The 17,811-nt window shown below is 39.8% G+C and carries 16 protein-coding genes; 12 read left to right on the top strand and 4 right to left on the bottom strand.

The genetic code is table 11. From position 1 onward, the window contains the following. Window positions 1-19 precede the first annotated feature (19 nt). The 4 genes from groL (at window position 20) to AEQ18_RS14640 (ending at window position 4,467) form a co-directional block, all read left to right on the top strand. Window positions 20-1,648, top strand: coding sequence for a chaperonin GroEL (gene groL, locus AEQ18_RS14655; RefSeq protein ID WP_054117103.1), 1,629 nt, complete (start codon window positions 20-22; stop codon window positions 1,646-1,648). 311 nt (window positions 1,649-1,959) lie between these two features. Continuing rightward, window positions 1,960-2,517 (top strand): YcjF family protein, encoded by a 558-nt coding sequence (locus AEQ18_RS14650; RefSeq protein ID WP_152911933.1) that lies wholly within the window; start codon window positions 1,960-1,962, stop codon window positions 2,515-2,517. Between the two features lie 129 nt (window positions 2,518-2,646). Beyond that, on the top strand, window positions 2,647-3,150 hold the full coding sequence (locus tag AEQ18_RS14645) for a hypothetical protein (protein ID WP_054117101.1): 504 nt from the start codon (window positions 2,647-2,649) through the stop codon (window positions 3,148-3,150). Window positions 3,151-3,153: 3 nt separating this feature from the next. Beyond that, on the top strand, window positions 3,154-4,467 hold the full coding sequence (locus AEQ18_RS14640; RefSeq protein ID WP_054117100.1) for a glycosyltransferase family 2 protein: 1,314 nt from the start codon (window positions 3,154-3,156) through the stop codon (window positions 4,465-4,467). Between the two features lie 45 nt (window positions 4,468-4,512). On the opposite strand, the gene AEQ18_RS14635 is transcribed toward AEQ18_RS14640, so the two are convergent. Further along, the gene (locus AEQ18_RS14635; protein ID WP_054117099.1) at window positions 4,513-5,211 is read right to left on the bottom strand and encodes a GntR family transcriptional regulator; all 699 of its coding nucleotides are present in this window, start codon (window positions 5,209-5,211) and stop codon (window positions 4,513-4,515) included. 201 nt (window positions 5,212-5,412) lie between these two features. On the opposite strand from AEQ18_RS14635, the gene AEQ18_RS14630 reads away from it, so the two are divergent. From AEQ18_RS14630 to AEQ18_RS14615, 4 genes are all read left to right on the top strand, one after another. After that, on the top strand, window positions 5,413-6,792 hold the full coding sequence (locus AEQ18_RS14630; RefSeq protein WP_054117098.1) for a glycoside hydrolase family 1 protein: 1,380 nt from the start codon (window positions 5,413-5,415) through the stop codon (window positions 6,790-6,792). 10 nt (window positions 6,793-6,802) lie between these two features. After that, window positions 6,803-8,116 carry a PTS sugar transporter subunit IIC gene (locus AEQ18_RS14625; RefSeq protein ID WP_054117097.1) on the top strand — a complete coding sequence of 438 codons (1,314 nt, stop codon included), beginning with the start codon at window positions 6,803-6,805 and terminating at the stop codon, window positions 8,114-8,116. 78 nt (window positions 8,117-8,194) lie between these two features. Next, window positions 8,195-8,521, top strand: coding sequence for a hypothetical protein (locus tag AEQ18_RS14620; RefSeq protein WP_054117096.1), 327 nt, complete (start codon window positions 8,195-8,197; stop codon window positions 8,519-8,521). Continuing rightward, window positions 8,514-8,969 (top strand): GNAT family N-acetyltransferase, encoded by a 456-nt coding sequence (locus AEQ18_RS14615; protein WP_054117095.1) that lies wholly within the window; start codon window positions 8,514-8,516, stop codon window positions 8,967-8,969. The genes AEQ18_RS14620 and AEQ18_RS14615 overlap by 8 nt, the downstream gene beginning before the upstream one ends. A gap of 302 nt (window positions 8,970-9,271) precedes the next feature. Here the strand turns inward: AEQ18_RS14615 and AEQ18_RS15795 are convergent, their stop codons facing one another. Then, window positions 9,272-9,415: a hypothetical protein gene (locus tag AEQ18_RS15795; protein ID WP_162838233.1), complete on the bottom strand. Its 144-nt coding sequence runs from the start codon at window positions 9,413-9,415 to the stop codon at window positions 9,272-9,274. 207 nt (window positions 9,416-9,622) lie between these two features. Between AEQ18_RS15795 and AEQ18_RS14610 the strand changes: the two genes are divergently transcribed. From AEQ18_RS14610 to AEQ18_RS14595, 4 genes are all read left to right on the top strand, one after another. Beyond that, entirely contained in the window at window positions 9,623-11,101 is a 1,479-nt protein-coding gene (locus tag AEQ18_RS14610) for a UDP-N-acetylmuramoyl-L-alanyl-D-glutamate--2,6-diaminopimelate ligase (protein ID WP_054117200.1), read from the top strand. A 337-nt stretch (window positions 11,102-11,438) separates the two neighbouring features. After that, on the top strand, window positions 11,439-13,058 hold the full coding sequence (locus AEQ18_RS14605; RefSeq protein ID WP_054117094.1) for a C40 family peptidase: 1,620 nt from the start codon (window positions 11,439-11,441) through the stop codon (window positions 13,056-13,058). A 161-nt stretch (window positions 13,059-13,219) separates the two neighbouring features. Next, window positions 13,220-14,167 carry a hypothetical protein gene (locus AEQ18_RS14600; protein ID WP_054117093.1) on the top strand — a complete coding sequence of 316 codons (948 nt, stop codon included), beginning with the start codon at window positions 13,220-13,222 and terminating at the stop codon, window positions 14,165-14,167. Window positions 14,168-14,387: 220 nt separating this feature from the next. Then, entirely contained in the window at window positions 14,388-16,055 is a 1,668-nt protein-coding gene (locus AEQ18_RS14595) for a peptide ABC transporter substrate-binding protein (RefSeq protein WP_054117092.1), read from the top strand. Window positions 16,056-16,233: 178 nt separating this feature from the next. Here the strand turns inward: AEQ18_RS14595 and AEQ18_RS14590 are convergent, their stop codons facing one another. Continuing rightward, entirely contained in the window at window positions 16,234-16,815 is a 582-nt protein-coding gene (locus tag AEQ18_RS14590; RefSeq protein WP_054117091.1) for a polymer-forming cytoskeletal protein, read from the bottom strand. Window positions 16,816-16,962: 147 nt separating this feature from the next. Then, entirely contained in the window at window positions 16,963-17,763 is an 801-nt protein-coding gene (locus AEQ18_RS14585) for a MurR/RpiR family transcriptional regulator (protein WP_054117090.1), read from the bottom strand. Window positions 17,764-17,811 lie beyond the last annotated feature (48 nt).

Genomic DNA, 17,811 nt, shown 5'->3' with positions numbered 1-17,811 from the left:
AATTTGAGGTGAATCAATCATGGCAAAAGAGATTAAATTTGCAGAAGACGCACGCGCAGCGATGTTACGCGGTGTAGACAAATTAGCAGATACAGTGAAAGTTACCTTAGGACCAAAAGGCCGTAACGTTGTTTTAGAAAAATCTTATGGCTCACCATTGATCACAAATGATGGCGTAACGATCGCAAAAGAAATCGAATTAGAAGATCATTTTGAAAACATGGGTGCAAAATTAGTCGCAGAAGTTGCATCAAAAACCAACGATATCGCTGGTGATGGTACAACCACTGCTACATTATTGACACAAGCCATCGTCCGTGAAGGGTTGAAAAACGTGACTGCAGGAGCAAATCCTTTAGGCATTCGTCGCGGGATCGAAATGGCAACAAAAGCAGCTGTTGAAGAATTACACAGCATTTCATCGATCGTTGATTCAAAAGAAGCCATCGCACAAGTCGGTGCAGTTTCTTCAGGCAGCGAGAAAGTCGGTCAATATATTGCTGACGCAATGGAAAAAGTCGGCAATGATGGTGTGATCACGATCGAAGAATCAAAAGGGATCGAAACAGAATTGGATGTTGTTGAAGGCATGCAGTTCGACCGTGGTTACTTGTCACAATACATGGTCACTGACAATGACAAAATGGAAGCAGCTTTAGAAAACCCATATATCTTGATCACTGACAAGAAAATTTCTAACATCCAAGATATCTTGCCTTTGTTAGAACAAATCTTACAACAATCTAAACCATTGTTGATCATCGCTGACGATGTAGATGGCGAAGCTTTACCAACACTTGTCTTGAACAAAATCCGCGGTACATTCAATGTCGTGGCTGTGAAAGCACCAGGATTTGGTGACCGTCGTAAAGCAATGTTAGAAGATATTGCTGTTTTAACTGGTGGTACAGTTATCACCGAAGATTTAGGTCTTGAACTAAAAGATGCGACGATCGATAACTTAGGTCAAGCAAGCAAAGTCGTTGTTGATAAAGACAACACGACAATCGTTGAAGGAGCTGGCGACAAAGGCGGCATCGATGCACGTGTGCAATTGATCAAAAACCAAATCGCAGATACGACTTCCGACTTTGACCGTGAAAAATTACAAGAACGTTTGGCTAAATTAGCCGGCGGTGTGGCAGTGATCAAAGTGGGTGCGCCAACAGAAACAGAATTAAAAGAATTGAAATTACGTATCGAAGACGCATTGAACGCTACTCGTGCTGCTGTTGAAGAAGGCATGGTCTCTGGTGGGGGAACTGCCTTAGTGAATGTCATCAGCAAAGTGGCAGCGATCGAAACAGATGGCGATGCAGCTACAGGTGTCAGAATCGTTCTACGTGCATTAGAAGAACCAGTACGCCAAATCGCTGAAAATGCCGGCTACGAAGGTTCAGTGATCATCGATAAATTAAAACATGCTGATCTAGGTGTTGGTTTCAACGCTGCGACTGGCGAATGGGTAAACATGCTTGAAGCAGGTATCGTTGACCCAACTAAAGTGACCCGCTCAGCATTGCAAAACGCAGCATCTGTTGCAGCATTGTTGCTAACGACTGAAGCAGTTGTTGCGGACAAACCAGAACCAGCAGCGCCAGCAGCACCAGCCATGGATCCATCTATGGGCATGGGCGGCATGATGTAATCTCGTATCAAAAGTAAGACCTCGATTTTTCGAGGTCTTTTTTTTACATATTTTTATGATTGTCATGATTTACCGAATCAGTAAGTTGTATCTTTAGATTTCACAAGCATACTACGATAGAATGAGTATATAGTAGCTCATACATGAGGATTTTCACTACATAGGAGGTTTTTTTTGTGAAAAGTTGGAGAAAAAAACAAGAACCAGAGAACCAGGTAAACCATCAAGAAGAAAATCAGATTCTTGATAATCAACCATTAAGTGATGAAGATGCAGAGTTTGCTTCTTTTTTTAACGCCACTCTTGAAAAGATGCCGAAAAGAACCGCAGCGATTATCCGTAAAAACTACGGACGTTCGAAAGAGCAAGCAGAAAAAGTAATGGCAAAAGGAAAGGCCCAGTCAGACCGTGTGTTTGATGAATTTTTATTGGGTGTCGATGACGCCACGCAAAAGAAAGCCCATCGCACGATCCATGCGGCATCATTGACGGCGGCGATCATTGGCTGTTCGCCTATTCCTTTTTCAGACGCCTTTTTGCTGGTTCCGGTACAATTAACGATGATGGCACGTTTATATAGACTATTCGGCCGTTCGTGGACAGAAGGGTTGACCAAAAGCTTTTCTAAAGAATTGGTCGTTGTTACTTTTGGCCGAAGTGTTGTCGGCAATGTATTGAAGTTTGTACCGGCTGTTGGGACTGTCGCTGGCGCTGCTGTCAATGCAACGGTCGCTACTGGTATTACTGAGGCATTGGGATGGGTCACAGTCAAAATGTTAAATGATGGTGAAGATGTCTTTGATCAAGTGATGTCTTTCAAAGGACAGTTTCATACATTGGTCAATGCGTTGAACCGTAGTAAAAAATAAAAATTAATGTGAAAGATTTCATCTAAATCCAATTGAGTTTCCGTTTTGTGTTGGTGTAATATGGTGAATATTCGTATCTTAAAAACGGATTGAATAACACTGTAAGAATAAAATGTTGGAGGGGAAAGTATGAAAGAAAGAGTGACCCGTGAAGAAGTGAGTCAGAAATTAGTCACAGATGCCTACTTTGAGTCAAAGCATAGTCCTTTGAGATTTCGGCAAACACTGGGTGTGATCATCACGTGGATATTGGTATTTGTTCCATTTATATGGCTGTCGATCCCGTTCTTTTTTCCAATGACGGCAGATTGGTTAGATTTCCGGGTTTATTTTGAAGAACGCTTAGCACTACGTTATTTGGTTATCTTTCTAGTCAGTGCCTTCTTATTCTTGAGCGTTTTGTTCGTTTTGATGACACGACGGAATAATCGCCGATTCAAACAGCAATTACAAAAAAAATCACTGCATGATGAAGCCGGATTGGCAAAAAGGATGGCCTTGATGGAAACATTTTATGAAGAGCGTTTTGGGGATCAAGAAGCAAGGCATAATGCCAGATACTATGTCGTTGATCCGGAACAAAACATTGGAGAAACTGAAATTCAAGACCTTTTCCATAGAAACGGGGTGTAGCCGATGTTTTCTGTTTTTAATACAGGTTATGCCTGGTTGGATACTTGTTTGTATATCTTGATGATGATTCTTTTTACCTACCCAATATTAGGTGGCTTTGTTTGGTTCATCGGTGTGCTGTGTCACAATTTCTTGTTCCGCTTCCGTCAATTGGATTGGATCCCGATCCCAGAAGAAATTGAGCCGATGATCACGATCATGGTTCCCGCACATAACGAAGAGGTCGTGATCGAGGATACGATCCATTATTTGATGCAAAATATCAATTACCAGAACTATGAAGTGCTAGTCACTGATGACGGATCAACGGACCAAACGCCTGCGATCCTCACACGACTCATGGCACAGTATGACAATTTACGGGTCATTCGAATCGAGAAGAATCAAGGGAAAGCCCATGCCTTTAATATCGGGATTGGTTTTGCTAAAGGAAAACTGATTTTAAGTAATGATGCCGATACCGTTCCTGAACCGGATGCACTATGGAAGTATGTCAATTACTTTATCCGGCAAGACGCCATCAATATTTCAGCGATCACGGCCAATATGGATGTCCAAAACCGAACCACGATCATCGGGAAATCGCAAACAGTGGAATTTTCGAGTATAGTAGGAATTATCAAACGGACGCAACAAGCAGTCCTGGGCGTGATCTATGCATACAGTGGTGCCAATACAATGTACCGCAGAGAAGCTCTATACGATGTAGGATTATTCCGTCAAAATCGGGCCACAGAAGACATTAGTATTGCATGGGATCATCAATTTCAAGGTTGGCTGTCGTTGTTTGCGCCAAAAATCATGTTTTTCATGGAAGTACCTGAGTCGATCAAAATGCTTTATCGCCAAAGAAAACGTTGGGCTAAAGGCGGAACGGAAGTATGGTTGACCAATTTCAAACGCGTCTTCCTGCATCCGTTTGAAAATATTGGTCGTACATTTATGTTCATTGATCAAAGTCTGAGCATTATCTGGTCATTTTTCTTTTGGATCTCGTCATTTCTATTTATCGGTTCCTTAGGCTACTTTTTGATTGAGGGAAATTCTGAACGAATCTACCATATGTTTACGATGGCCTTTCTGTTCGTTTGTTTTGAGATGATCGCAGGTACCATTCAATTATTAGCTAGTTTATTAGTAGATGATGGTCGTAAAAAATTGAAATATTTCCGATTTGCGCCATTCTATATGCTTTTCTTCTGGATGATCAATGCAGTGACGATCGTTACAACGTTTATTCCGGCTGTTAAAACGATTCTAGGTTTTGGCAGCGGGGTTTGGGTCAGTCCGGAGCGACAAGGTCAGGGGAAGAAATGAAGTAGCGCTACAAAAAAAGAAAGCAGAGATGCTTTCTTTTTTTGTTCAAGGTTCGGATATATAGTAAATTTCTCTATTTTGAAAAGGATATCTAGTTTGGGAAAATTCAAATGGACGGCCATCTGAAAGACGCGCGACTTGTTCTAATTCCAAAATTGGATCAGCAGGATCCACTTGTAAGTAGTTAATATCATAGGTGTCCGCTCGATCAGCCCGTATTTTTCGTATAGCGGTGCCTATTTTTAAATGTAACGTATCCGTTATGTATTGATAAATTGATTTTTCCAATATATTTAGCGTGATATCGGGAATAGTTTTGATGGGCATAATCGTATATTCCAATTCAAACGGTTCTTGGTCTACATAACGCAAGCGAACAATATCATAAACCACATCATTTTCTTTCAATAAAAGACAATCCATTTCATTTGCCTCGGGAAATCGTGCGCTGAAACTAATGATTTGGCTTGTAACTTGATGCCTTCCGCCGAATTTATTGACTAACCCAATATATTCGCTTATTTTTCCTTGATAACTGGAAGAATTAACAAATGTACCTTGTCCTCTTTTCGTAGTAATCAACCCTTCTTCTTTTAACAAATTAAGGGCGCGTTGAATCGTCATTCTCGAAGTAGCATATTTTTTTGATAATTCATTTTGTTCGGGTAATTTTTCCATCGTTGAATATGTACCATTGTAAATTTTATGGCGCAAATCTTCGGTAATTTTCTTATATTTTGTCATAGGTTCACCCCTTCAAGTATAGGTATTTGTAGACTTAGGATATAGGTTAATTGGTTTAAATCCAATTGTTTGCTTCTCTTTTTCTGACATTTCAGTCATGTATAATAATAACTTTACATGAACAGGAAAAAAATTTACATGGATTAGTAATCTTATTATAATCACAATTGTAAGCGAATACAAACATAAGGAGGAATCAGTATGCAGTCATTTTTTTGGGGGAACAGTGTAAGTAGCATGCAGACAGAAGGCGGATGGGATGAAGGAGGTAAAAGTCTTTCTGTCTATGATATTAGGGAGGCTTCAAAAGATATAAGTGATTGGCATTTTGCTAATGATAATTATCATCACTACAGTGAAGATTTTGATTACATGAAAGATTTAGGCATGAATATGTATCGTTTTCAAATCTCATGGTCAAGAGTAGTCATCGATGGTGATGGGGAATTTAATGAAGAGGGTATTGCTTATTATGACCGATTTATTGATGACTTGATAGATAGAGGATTGGAACCGATGATTTGTTTGTATCATTTTGATATGCCTTTACATCTAGCTGAGACCTATAACGGATTTGTAAGTAAGGAAGTAAAAAATGCCTTTATTCGTTTTGGCAAAGAGATGGTCAATCGCTTTGCCCACAAAGTCAAATATTGGTTGACGTTCAACGAACAGAATATTTTTCATTATGACCATGGGTTCAAAATCAGTGGATACCTAAAAGGTGAAGAAACGACTGAAGAATTATATCGCATCTTTCATAATGTGATGGTATGCCACGCTGAGATTTGTCAATATATCCATCAAAACAGCCAGGCAAAAATTGGTGGCATGTTAGCCTATGCCGAAACTTATCCCGCCACTTGCAATCCTAAAGACATCAAAGCTGCAAGGGAGTTTGATGAATTTGTTAATTTTACACTTTTAGATTGCTATGCGCACGGCAAATACTCAGAAGCACAAAATCAGTACGTCAAAAATAATCAAATTGACATGCATATCTTACCTGGAGAGATGGAAACAATTGCTAGTCAAAAAAATGATTATATTGCATTTAGTTATTATGCGTCTTCAACATTGAATGCAGAGAAAATCCCTGATGGAGTAGCTCCTAATCAATATATGATGTATGGCAAACAAGATAATCCGTATATTGATACCACTGAGTGGAACTGGCAAATCGATCCTTTAGGGTTCAGAGATGTTTTAAATAAGGTCTATCAAAGGTATAGATTACCGGTTTTTCCTATTGAAAACGGTATTGGTGTAAGAGAACAGTGGGACGGCAGTCAGCCGATAGAAGACGATTATCGCATTGCATATCATCAAGCGCATATTGAAGCAATGATGCGCGCAATCCACGAAGACGGTGTGATTTGTCTTGGATATCTAGGTTGGGGGTTGATTGATATTCTAAGTTCACAAGGTGATATGGAAAAACGTTATGGTCTTGTATACGTAAATCGAGGGAATCATGACTTAAGAGATATGAAACGCGTACCGAAAAAGTCTTATCATTGGTTCAAAGAAGTGATTGCATCGAATGGTAGCATTGTGTATCAAAACCCGTATTCGGAATAGGAGGAGAAAGATGGACAATGAAAAGCGGTCTTTTTTAGATAAATTTACTGAGTTCTCGGTACGATTAGGAAATCAAGTTCATTTGAAGAGTTTAAGAGATGCATTTGCTACCCTAATGCCTGCGTTTATCATTGCAGGTATCGCTGTCTTATTCAACAATGTTTTCTTTCCATGGGTATTTGAAGGTGAAATGTTAGCACGTATGCAAGTTTTTGGAAATTCGATCACGAATGGAACGCTGAACATTGCAGGATTACTCATCGCCCCAATGATTGCTTATTTTCTCTGTCGGAATAAAAATAATCCAAGTGCTATCAATGCCACATTTTTGGCAACAACATGTTTGGTTGTCATGTTGGCAATGAGTCACGTGGTGACACCAAATGGTTTGGAAGAAACTGTTTCAGTGAGTGGTGTGATGCTATTTGATGATGTTGGTACTAAAGGGATGTTTTCAGGCATTATATGCGGTCTAGTTTCAACTGAACTGTTTATTCGCTTATCTTCGAACAAGCGCTTGCAAATAAATTTAGGCGACCAAGTGCCGCCGGCAGTTGGTAAATCATTTAGTACGCTGATTCCTACGATTATTGTTATTTCATCCTTTGCTATTTTAGCCACGATTTTGGCAGCATTCAATACTGACTTGATTCGAATTATTTCGACCGTGATACAGGAACCGCTAAGACTTGTGAATACCTCTATCTTTGGATTTTTATTGATTTATTCGACAGGTAACTTTCTATTCACATTAGGTATCCATCAAACTGTGATCAACGGTGCTCTGTTGGACCCTTTGCTGTTGGTGAATATGAATGAAAATATGCAAGCTGTTCAGGATGGCGCAACACCACCAAATATTTTGAATTCAGCTTTTGTCACAGTATTTGCACAAGTTGGTGGTACAGGATTTACGATTAGTTTAATTATCGCGGTTTTATTGTTTGTCCGGAAATACAAACCGTTTCGAGATGTAGTCAATCTATCGGTTGCGCCTGGACTCTTTAATATCAATGAACCAATTATTTTTGGCTTGCCCATAGTATTTAACCTGCCGATGATCATTCCTTTTGTAGCGAGTCCAATCATTGCTAGTTTAATTGGCTATTTTGCGACATCAATTGGTTTCATCGAACCATTGTCTGTAATGGTTCCATGGACAACACCTCCTATACTCAGTGCCTTATTGGCTTCAAAGGGTGATTTTAAAGTTGTGTTCATACAAGTTTTGATCATTGTAGTGTGTACGGCTATTTATTTCCCATTTTTAAAGATTGCCCAACGTGTGGCAATCAAATCTGCAGAATTAGAAAAGACAGAGTAATCAATAGACGAAATGATATCATAGGCTCCTTAACATAATGAAGTAAATAATGCTATAATCACGCTAAAAGGAGTCATTATGCATATCAAAGAATATCAAAAAGCCATCTTACAAAATAAAATCAACCATCAGTTTAATACCACGAATGTTGAAAAAGAATTTTTAGCACTTTATGGAGAAGTAGCTGAAGCCGTCGATGCTTATCGCAAAATGGAACCAATAGGAGAGGAATTAGCTGATGTGGCGATCTATTTGTTTGGTTTAGCGGAAATTTTACAGGTAGACTTAGAAAAAGAAGTACAAGCGAAAATGATGATCAACGAGAAGAGGCAATATTCTGCTTACGGAAACGGTTATGCTAAAAGAATAGACAAAGAGAGTGATGAGGAGCAAAACAATGGATAAGCTAAGAATTGTACCATGGACAAGTGAATATTTTGAAACAACTGTGGCACACTATATCCATGTTTTTTCTGATGAACCTTGGAATGATGAACTGACAGTTCCGCAAATCAATGCGTATGTGACTGCACTGACGGCGATGAATACATTTCTCGGCTATTGCTTACTTAAGGAAGATTCTAGTGAGCCAATTGGCTTCTCATTAGGTTTTATCAAACCGTGGTACCAAGGGACAGAATATGTGATCGATACTTTTTTGATTACGACTGATCATCAAGGTAAAGGAGCGGGAGCAGTATTTATTCAGCTGATCAAGGAAGCGTTGCGCCAAAAAAATATCCCCACGATCTTGCTGGATACCGAATCAAATATGCCTGCTGCCGACTTTTATCGGAAAAATGGATTTAAACCATTGCCAGACAATGTGACATTCTATTTGTCATTAGAATAGTATAACTGAAATACCCCCAAGGCACTGTAACGTTACACGTGTCTTGGGGGTTAGTTATGCACATTATCAACAGGTTTATCCACAATATATTGTGGGAACTTATTTTCGCATACGAAATATTGTGTTTTTTCTCGTTTGTTCTATCTAAAGTCAAATATATAAAAAGTTGAATCTTTTAGATAAGTAAAATAAACGAATTCATTTTTTACATTCATACACTCCAACAAAACTTGTGAACTTAAAAGATTGGGCAATCCTTTTCTAATCGCTAATCACCCCAAAAAAAGAAACGTAATCATCCATTACGCTTCCTTTTTCGGGGCTTTTTGTTTCTTCTCGTCTGTGGTCGGTACGGAATCTAAGGCTTTCTTGAAAATTTCTTCTTTTTTCTTTTTATATTCGTGCTGGCGTTCAGCATAGACTTTTTCTTTGGTCTTGGTTTTCATACACGGTCACCTCTTTCTTAATAACACTATAGCATAATTTCACAAACTTGCAAATATAATTGCTCGAAACATTGAATTAACCGCCTTTATTTGAAAAACGATTGTGAAATAAATCATATTCTTTAAGCTGTCATTAAGTTTCAGATGGTATAATGATTGATAAGAAGAAAAAACAACACCAAAAGTTGATATAGGAAGTGATAGATGATGAAGGTACGAACGTTGATCGAACATTGCTTTTTGATGGCACCTGTAGCAGAAAAAGTGAAAGATTTAGACATCCAACAGGTCGTCAAAGATAGCCGAAGTGTTGCGAAAAATAGCTTGTTCGTTGCAATCCGTGGGGCCAACTGTGATGGACATACAAAAATCGCAGAAGCAAAAGAGAATGGCGCCATCGTTGCTGTTGTGGAAGAAGTACCATCGAACACTGAGATTCCCTACATTTTAGTCCCTGATACCACACGGGCATTGGCGCAAATTGCAGCAGTATTTTATGGACATCCGAGTCAATCGTTGCAGCTGGTTGGGGTGACTGGAACGAACGGGAAAACGACTGTCACGCAATTGATTAGCCAATTGGTGGATTTGTTGGGGGATAGACCAGGTGTGATCGGCACGATCCATAACCGAATTGCTGAAAAAACAATGAAGACGATCAACACGACACCGGATAGTTTATGCATGCAAGCGTTGCTTGCGGAAATGGTGACAGCAAAAGTACGTGTTGCTGCAATAGAAGTCTCTTCGCATGGGCTGCACGGTGGCCGTACATGGGGTGTCGATTTTGATGTTGCCGTGTTTACCAATCTCACACAAGACCATTTAGATTATCATGGTACAATGGAAAATTATTTTCAGGCCAAAAGTTTATTGTTTGCCCAATTAGGGAATCAAGCGCTGCTCAACAATAAATGGGCTGTGATCAATTGCGATGATCCTTATGGTCAGCGGTTGTGCCAATTGACCAGTGCCAATGTGTTGACCTATGGTTGTCATGGTGATGGAATGTTGCAAGCAGTGGATTGCAGTATCGCCAGCAATCAGACACAGTTTACGTTAACCTTTCGCGAAAAATCATATCCGGTTTCTACTGCACTGATTGGAGAATTTAATGTAGCCAATCTTTTGGCAGCTATTGGTGCCATGTTAAGTTTAGGCTGCGACATTGAAACATTGGTGCCGTTGATTCCAGCGCTTAAACCCATTACTGGTCGTTTTCAAACAGTTGAAAATATAAAACAAGTTACAACGATCGTAGATTATGCCCACACTCCTGACGGATTAGAGAAAGTGCTGCAAACGATCCATGCGATTGCGACACAAAACATCTATTGTGTCGTTGGTTGTGGTGGAGAAAGGGACAAAACAAAGCGTCCGCTGATGGCCGAAGCAGCCTTACGTATTGCAGATCGCGCCATTTTCACCATGGATAATCCAAGATCAGAAGATCCAGAACAGATTGCGAAGGACATGGTGGCCCAAACGGAGAGAACGAATTATGAGATCATCCTTGATCGTCAAGCGGCCATTTTTCATGCTTTAGATATCGCGCAACCAGGGGACATCGTTTTAGTTGCAGGAAAGGGACACGAAACAAGTCAGACGATTGGGCAGAAAATCAGCCATTTTGATGATCGAGAAGTAATTCGTTCCTATCAAGTAGTTGAACAAATCCATCATTAAGCAACAACAGCTGCTTCTTTATGACTGATGAAGGTGCAGTTGTTGTTTTGAGGTTTTTTAAGTAAATGTTCCCTATCCGTTAAGAAGGGACAGAAAAAAATGTTATTCTCGTTTGACCATTTAAAAATAACCCTATATTTGACCGCAAGGACATAGCTAATCTCTGTGATCTTTGATTACAGGGATTTTTTTCAATATAGATTAAAGAAACAGGCATAATAATAACGAAAAAGATAAAATAATGCGTATTATTAAAGGTATAGTAAAAAAATACAAGTTGAAAACAATTCCAATCATTTTGATTATTTGTTAGAATGGGGTTTCAGGGGGTGTTTAATTGGAATCTCGTAAAGTCATGCGCAAGCGTTCAATCAAACATAAACGATCTCTTTTTGTTCAAAAAGGACTGGGGATCACAGCTGCTCTTGCATCAACATCAGGTGTGTTTACATCATTGGTTCATGCAACAGAAACAACAAGCAGCACATCAAATTCTGCAACAGCCACATTGTCGAAATCGTCAAGTGCAACAACGATCAATCAACAATTTAAGACCACCGCATCTTTGAATGTACGTGCATCTGCTTCTACAAATGCGTCGATCGTTGATGGTGTCGCAGCAAATACAACGGTCAAAGCAGTTGCCAAACAAAGCGGTACGTCCGTCAATGGCAATACGACTTGGTACAAACTGTCCACAGGCGGTTGGATCTCTGGCGCCTATGTTCAAAGTACGTCTGCCTCGTCTTCATCAACAGCGAATGCGTCGACAGCTTCATCATCTGAGTCTGCTATTTCAAAAAGTGTCAAAACGACGGCGGCATTGAACGTGCGAAGCAACGCGCAAACAAGTGCCAGTGTTGTCCGCGGGTTGAGTGCCAATGCAACTGTTAAAGTTGTCGCACAAAAAAGCGGTACATCTGTCAATGGCAATACAACTTGGTATAAATTGTCTTCTGGTGGTTGGATCACAGCGGCGTATGTCCAAAACGTGAGTAGTTCTTCTTCTAGCAACACATCCAACAACAATACAAGTACTGCCGAAACTACGATCAGCAAAAATGTGAAAACGACAAGTGCCTTAAATGTACGTTCCTCAGCTTCTACCAGTGGGCGTGTTGTAGGCAGTCTTAGCAATAGTACAACGGTCAAAGTGGTTGCACAAAAAAGCGGTACAACTGTAGGCGGTACGAATATCTGGTACAAACTATCCACAGGTGGTTGGATCACAGCAGCTTACACACAAGCTGTTTCCTCAAGTACAACGAACAATTCGTCTAATTCGGGGAGTACGTCAAGCAATACATCAACCAATAACAATACGAGTACTGCGAAAGAACAAGCTATCAGCAAAAATCTCCAAACGACAACGAGTATCAACGTGCGTTCAGACGCTTCCACAACCGCTAGTGTGGTATCGAGCCTAAGCAGCAATGCAACAGTCAAAGCTGTAGCACAAAAACAAGGCACGACTGTTAGCGGCACTGCAACGTGGTACAAGCTTTCTACCGGCGGCTGGGTGACAGCAGCCTATGTCAAAGAAGTCAGCAACTCGTTTAATACTGGCAATAGTTCATCCAATACCAATGTATCAACAAGCGTTAATGGTGCAGCCATCGTTGCTGAAGCCCGCAAATACATAGGTACGCCATATCAATGGGGTGGCAAAGGACCAGATGTGTTTGATTGCTCTGGTTTTACCCGCTATGTTTTCTTGCAAGTGACTGGGAAAAATATTGGCGACTGGACCGTTCCGCAAGAAAGCGCCGGCACGATCATCCCTGTTTCTCAAGCACAAGCTGGAGATTTATTGTTCTGGGGAGAAAAAGGCAATACGTATCACGTAGCGATTGCTACGAGCAACTCAAGTTATATCCATGCGCCTAGTACAGGCTATACAGTGACGGAAGCCAAATCTGGTTTCGGTACTGCAAGTTTTGCACTGAGAGTGAAATAAAAAAGATGTCCAGCAACAGGAAACTGTTGCCGGGCTTTTTTTGTAGGAAGACAGATTAGAGATGTATAAACCAATTAATTGACATAAATTTATCCTCTATTTAAACTTTTATCTATACCGTTTTTTAGGTATAGAAACTAGGTGTAGAAAGAGGGGGAAAAATGAATAAAAAAGAGGAGAACACACTGCGTAAGTTTGCTGAGCCAATCGGTTTGGCTGTGGATCACAACAACGGTGTCATATATGGGGTGTATCAAGGCTATCATCTGTACTTGATCCGAGCAAATAACAACAGCTATTCGTTTACAGTCAATTTTTCTTTAAATAAAGCGGGGGAGCTTCCGCAACAAGATGAAGTTAAACAAGTGGTGAAAGAATCAAAAGACATCATCGACTGTGTGATTCAAGGCTACCAAGTGACCTATACACTACGTGGTGCAATGACCGTTTCTAAAACGGTGGACAAGCTCGAACCATCCTTACAAACGATCACGGCATTTTTACAAAAAATGGGGTATCAAGATGCCTGTGCATTATGCGGAAAAAGTGATTCAACTGTTGCGCTTTATACCGTTAGTGGTGCACCGGCGATTCTTTGCGATGATTGTTTTAAAAAACAACAAGAAGCCGTGAATATTCAAAATAGAGAGCAAGGAAATGTTAAAGAAAATGTATTATCTGGAACAGTGGGCGCCTTTTTGGGGTCATTGATAGGTGCAGGTGCAATTATTTTATTAGGACAATTTGGGTATGTTGCGGCAATTTCTGGTATCGTCATGGCTATTTGTGCAATCAAGGGATATGAGCTGCTTGGTAAAAAAATGACGACCAAAGGCATCTTGATTAGCTCAGTCATCATGTTGGTGATGGTCTATATCGGCAATCGGATAGATTGGTCGATCAGTGTCGCAAACTATTATACGGATGTTGATTTGTTTTATGCTTTTAGAATTTTGCCTGATTTGATCAGAGAAGGTTATTTGGAAGCAAGTCAATATTATGGAAACTTAGCAATGGTGTACTTATTTACGGCAATTGGTGCCATACCAACGATCATTGCAGCAGTGCGTGATGGCAAACAGACGCAGGAAAGTTACAAAATGTCATAAAAATCAGCTGAAATAAAAAAACGTGGAGAAAGTGATTTTCTCTATGTTTTTTTATTTTATTTGGCATTTAAATAACGATAACAAACGAATTATAGCAATTAGATAAAAAATATATGAGAAAAAAGCTTGCTTTTATAATTATTATTTATTAAAATCTTATTTACATTCAGAGTTTTATAATTATTCTGAAAATTGAGAAAAACAGCAAGGGGTAGGTAGGATGAAGAAAAAGTGGGGATATGGGATCGTCGCAGTCTGCGGCATCGTATTAGCTGGTTGTTCAACTGGAGGCACATCCAGTACTGGAGAGAGCAACACATCTGGCAGTGGATCGGCAGCTGCAGAACAAGTGTTTAATGTCGTTGTACAACAAGAAATGCCTAGTGCAGATTTATCATTAGCAACAGATACAATTAGTTTTAGTGCGTTGAATAATGTCTATGAAGGTCTATATCGATTAGATGCTGACAGCAAGCCAGAAGCTGCAGGTGCTTCAGAATTAGCAGAAGTCAGTGATGATGGCTTAACCTATACATTGAAATTAAGAGAAGATGCGAAATGGTCTAATGGAGAGCCAGTGACCGCAGCTGACTATGTATATGGCTGGCAACGCACTGTGAGTGCTGAAACTGGATCTGAGTATGCGTATTTGTTTGCACCAGTTGCAAACGCTGAAGCAATTACAGCAGGGGATGCGGATGCATCCGAATTAGGCATCAAAGCAGTCAGTGACTATGAATTAGAAATTACACTGAATACGCCAACACCGTATTTCCCTTACTTATTGGCGTTCCCATCTTTCTTCCCGCAAAGTCAAGCGGTGGTTGAAGAAAATGGCGATCAATATGCGCAAACAAGTGACAATTCTGTCTATAATGGACCTTTTGTTCTTAGTGGATTTGATGGTCCTGGTACGGATACAGAATGGGCTTATGAAAAGAATGATCAATACTGGGATAAAGATAGTGTCAAACTTGATACCATCAATGTCAGCGTAGTCAAAGAATCTGCAACTTCATTGAATCTATTCCAAGATGGCCGAGCAGATGATGTGATTTTAACCGGTGAATTGGCACAACAAATGGCGAACGATGAAGCGTTTGTATCTGAACCATTGGCACGGACATCTTATCTAGAATATAACCAAATCGATGAAGATTCTCCTTTCCGCAACGAAAATCTGCGTAAAGCAATCTCTTATGCGATTGATCGCGATGCTTTGGTTACATCGATTTTAGGGGATGGTTCACTTGCCTCAACAGGACTGGTTCCATCAGGGATGACATTTAGTCCATCTGATAATACAGACTTTGTCGATGAAGCTGGCAGTGTCATCGAATATGATCAAGACAAAGCGAAAGAGTATTGGGAAACAGCTAAATCAGAATTAGGGATCGACTCTCTTGATTTTGAAATCTTAGCATCTGATACGGACTCTACGAAGAAAGTCATTGAATACATTCAAAGCGCTGTGCAAGATACATTAGATGGCGTGACGATCTCACTAAGCCCAGTACCATTCTCCGTACGTTTGGATCGTTCAAATACAGGCGATTTTGATGTTGTGATGGGTGGATGGGGTGCTGACTATGCAGATGCAAGCAGCTTTACTGATCTATTTGTCACAGGTAATTCTTATAACCGTGGTCAATGGAGCAATGAAGATTACGATGCAGCTGTTAAGGCGTCAGCGTCAACCAATGCAGGAGACCCAGAAGCACGTTGGCAAAATCTGTTAGACGCTGAAAAAATCATCATGGATCAACAAGGTGTGACACCTGTTTATCAAAACGTGGAAGCACATTTACGTGCACCAAAAGTTAAAGGTGTGGTATCTCATGGTGCCGGCGCACAATATGATTACAAATGGGCATCGATCGAAGAATAATCAAAAAAAGAGCTTGCATGTGCAAGTTCTTTTTTTGATGCATCTTGTTCTTACTTACACAATGTTAGTGCTGTAAACGGATACGAAGAATGATAAAAAAACAAAAAAAAGATAGCAAGGACAAGTGGATGTCCTTGCTATCTTCGTTATATGAAAATCTATTTCACATAAAAATCGATTATTCGCTAACTGTTACGTCACCAGTTACAGAAGCGCCTTCTTCGTCAAGTGTTGCTGAATCTTGGAATTCTTGAGAAGTGAAGGTTACATTTCCTTCAACTTTGGCACCGTTCAATACAAAGCCGTTTGCATTGACTTCGATATCACCTTTGATGACACCGTGAACGATATTGAAGTTTTCAGAGTTTACTACCAATTTAGGTACAGTCACTGTGTATTCAGCTGTTACGTTGCGGTCATCGTCTTGTGAGTATAAAGCGAATTTACGGTAGATGTCGCTCGCGTCATCGCCTTTATCGTGGAACTCGCCATCAACAGTAACGTCAGCATCGAAAGTCATATCATCAGTCACAGCAACGATCCAGTTTCCGTCAGCGCTTAAAGCTTTTTCGATCACTGAAGTTTGGTCACTTACTGAAGCAGTAGATACAACATCATCAGTTGATTCAGTTGTAGCAGTAGATGCAGTTGTATCTGCACTTGAGCTAGCGCTTGTATCGCTATCTGAACTACATGCAGCTAATAATGAACCTCCCATAAGTAATGTTGCAGCAAGTAAAGTAATTTTTGTTTTTTTCATGATTCCTTCTCCTTTGTAATCCCATAGTTTTCTTAAAAACAAAATGATTATACCATACACATGGTAAGTTTGTGAAACAAAAAACATAAATGAGGAGAAATTTAATAAATATCAGGGCAAATAAAAAAATAAGCGAAAAATCGCTTATTAGGCTTCATTGATTCTTTTGAATGAGGAAACAATCAAATCAGTGATCATTTGATACATATAGGCATGTGTTTGATAGTTGGTTTGATGAGGAAAGACTAGTACATCATCAACAAATGAAAAATCTGAAATTGCAGGATTGGAAGTAATGACCATGACTGTTGCTTTTGTGCGCACGAAAAAATCTTTTCTAGGCGTGCCGTTGCGGATTTGCTGCTTGGTCAAATAATCACCGGAATTGGTGAAAATAATAAATAATGCATCCTCCTCCGCAGATTTGATCAATTCTTCTTGTACGATATCATCTTGAAATGTCCGGATAAATTTTCCGTTATAAGCCAATTTGAATTGAAAATCGATTGCCGCAGATTCAGAAAATAAAATGCCGAAAGCAAATACTGTTTTATGATCATAAATTGCTTGGGCAAATCGTTTGATCGCAGGCATGTCCAAATGTTCTTTTAAATACAGCATATCCTTGATCACAGCATCGAAGTATGGCTCAATGCCGTCTTGTTCCATAGCAAAAAGAATGTTGGAACGATAATTCAATGGATTGTTGAAGCGATTCTCGACAAATGCTGCATTGTCTTTTAAATCGCTGTAATCATCAAAACCGAGGGTCCTGGCAAACTTTGATACGGTTGATTTTGATACATGGCATAAGTCTGCAAATTCTCCAATACTCATTGTTTTGATTGCTTCATAATGATTGATCATCGTCAATCCTATAAAATAGTTGGTTGAATTAGCGGGGGCATTGTTCAATAAATTTAATAAACGAATGATGAGCAGTCCCATAAAAAAATCCTTTCTTGTAAGCAGTTTCCAAATTGCGAACTTTCCAAT

Origin of the sequence: Enterococcus sp. RIT-PI-f (assembly GCF_001297065.1) — a bacterium.
GTDB lineage: Bacteria > Bacillota > Bacilli > Lactobacillales > Enterococcaceae > Enterococcus_D.
The sequence above is the reverse complement of the archived record's forward strand: the minus strand, read 5'-3'. Positions and strand labels throughout refer to the sequence as shown.

Bases quoted from the DNA above. Each gene is read 5' to 3' on its own strand.
- AEQ18_RS14585 (WP_054117090.1), bottom strand. From the start codon at position 17,763: ATGGGACTGCTCATCATTCGTTTATTAAATTTATTGAACAATGCCCCC.
- AEQ18_RS14615 (WP_054117095.1), top strand. From the start codon at position 8,514: ATGGATAAGCTAAGAATTGTACCATGGACAAGTGAATATTTTGAAACA.
- AEQ18_RS14595 (WP_054117092.1), top strand. From the start codon at position 14,388: ATGAAGAAAAAGTGGGGATATGGGATCGTCGCAGTCTGCGGCATCGTA.
- AEQ18_RS14620 (WP_054117096.1), top strand. From the start codon at position 8,195: ATGCATATCAAAGAATATCAAAAAGCCATCTTACAAAATAAAATCAAC.
- AEQ18_RS14650 (WP_152911933.1), top strand. From the start codon at position 1,960: ATGCCGAAAAGAACCGCAGCGATTATCCGTAAAAACTACGGACGTTCG.
- AEQ18_RS14600 (WP_054117093.1), top strand. From the start codon at position 13,220: ATGAATAAAAAAGAGGAGAACACACTGCGTAAGTTTGCTGAGCCAATC.
- AEQ18_RS14590 (WP_054117091.1), bottom strand. From the start codon at position 16,815: ATGAAAAAAACAAAAATTACTTTACTTGCTGCAACATTACTTATGGGA.
- AEQ18_RS14610 (WP_054117200.1), top strand. From the start codon at position 9,623: ATGAAGGTACGAACGTTGATCGAACATTGCTTTTTGATGGCACCTGTA.
- AEQ18_RS14635 (WP_054117099.1), bottom strand. From the start codon at position 5,211: ATGACAAAATATAAGAAAATTACCGAAGATTTGCGCCATAAAATTTAC.
- groL (WP_054117103.1), top strand. From the start codon at position 20: ATGGCAAAAGAGATTAAATTTGCAGAAGACGCACGCGCAGCGATGTTA.
- AEQ18_RS14645 (WP_054117101.1), top strand. From the start codon at position 2,647: ATGAAAGAAAGAGTGACCCGTGAAGAAGTGAGTCAGAAATTAGTCACA.
- AEQ18_RS15795 (WP_162838233.1), bottom strand. From the start codon at position 9,415: ATGAAAACCAAGACCAAAGAAAAAGTCTATGCTGAACGCCAGCACGAA.
- AEQ18_RS14630 (WP_054117098.1), top strand. From the start codon at position 5,413: ATGCAGTCATTTTTTTGGGGGAACAGTGTAAGTAGCATGCAGACAGAA.
- AEQ18_RS14625 (WP_054117097.1), top strand. From the start codon at position 6,803: ATGGACAATGAAAAGCGGTCTTTTTTAGATAAATTTACTGAGTTCTCG.
- AEQ18_RS14640 (WP_054117100.1), top strand. From the start codon at position 3,154: ATGTTTTCTGTTTTTAATACAGGTTATGCCTGGTTGGATACTTGTTTG.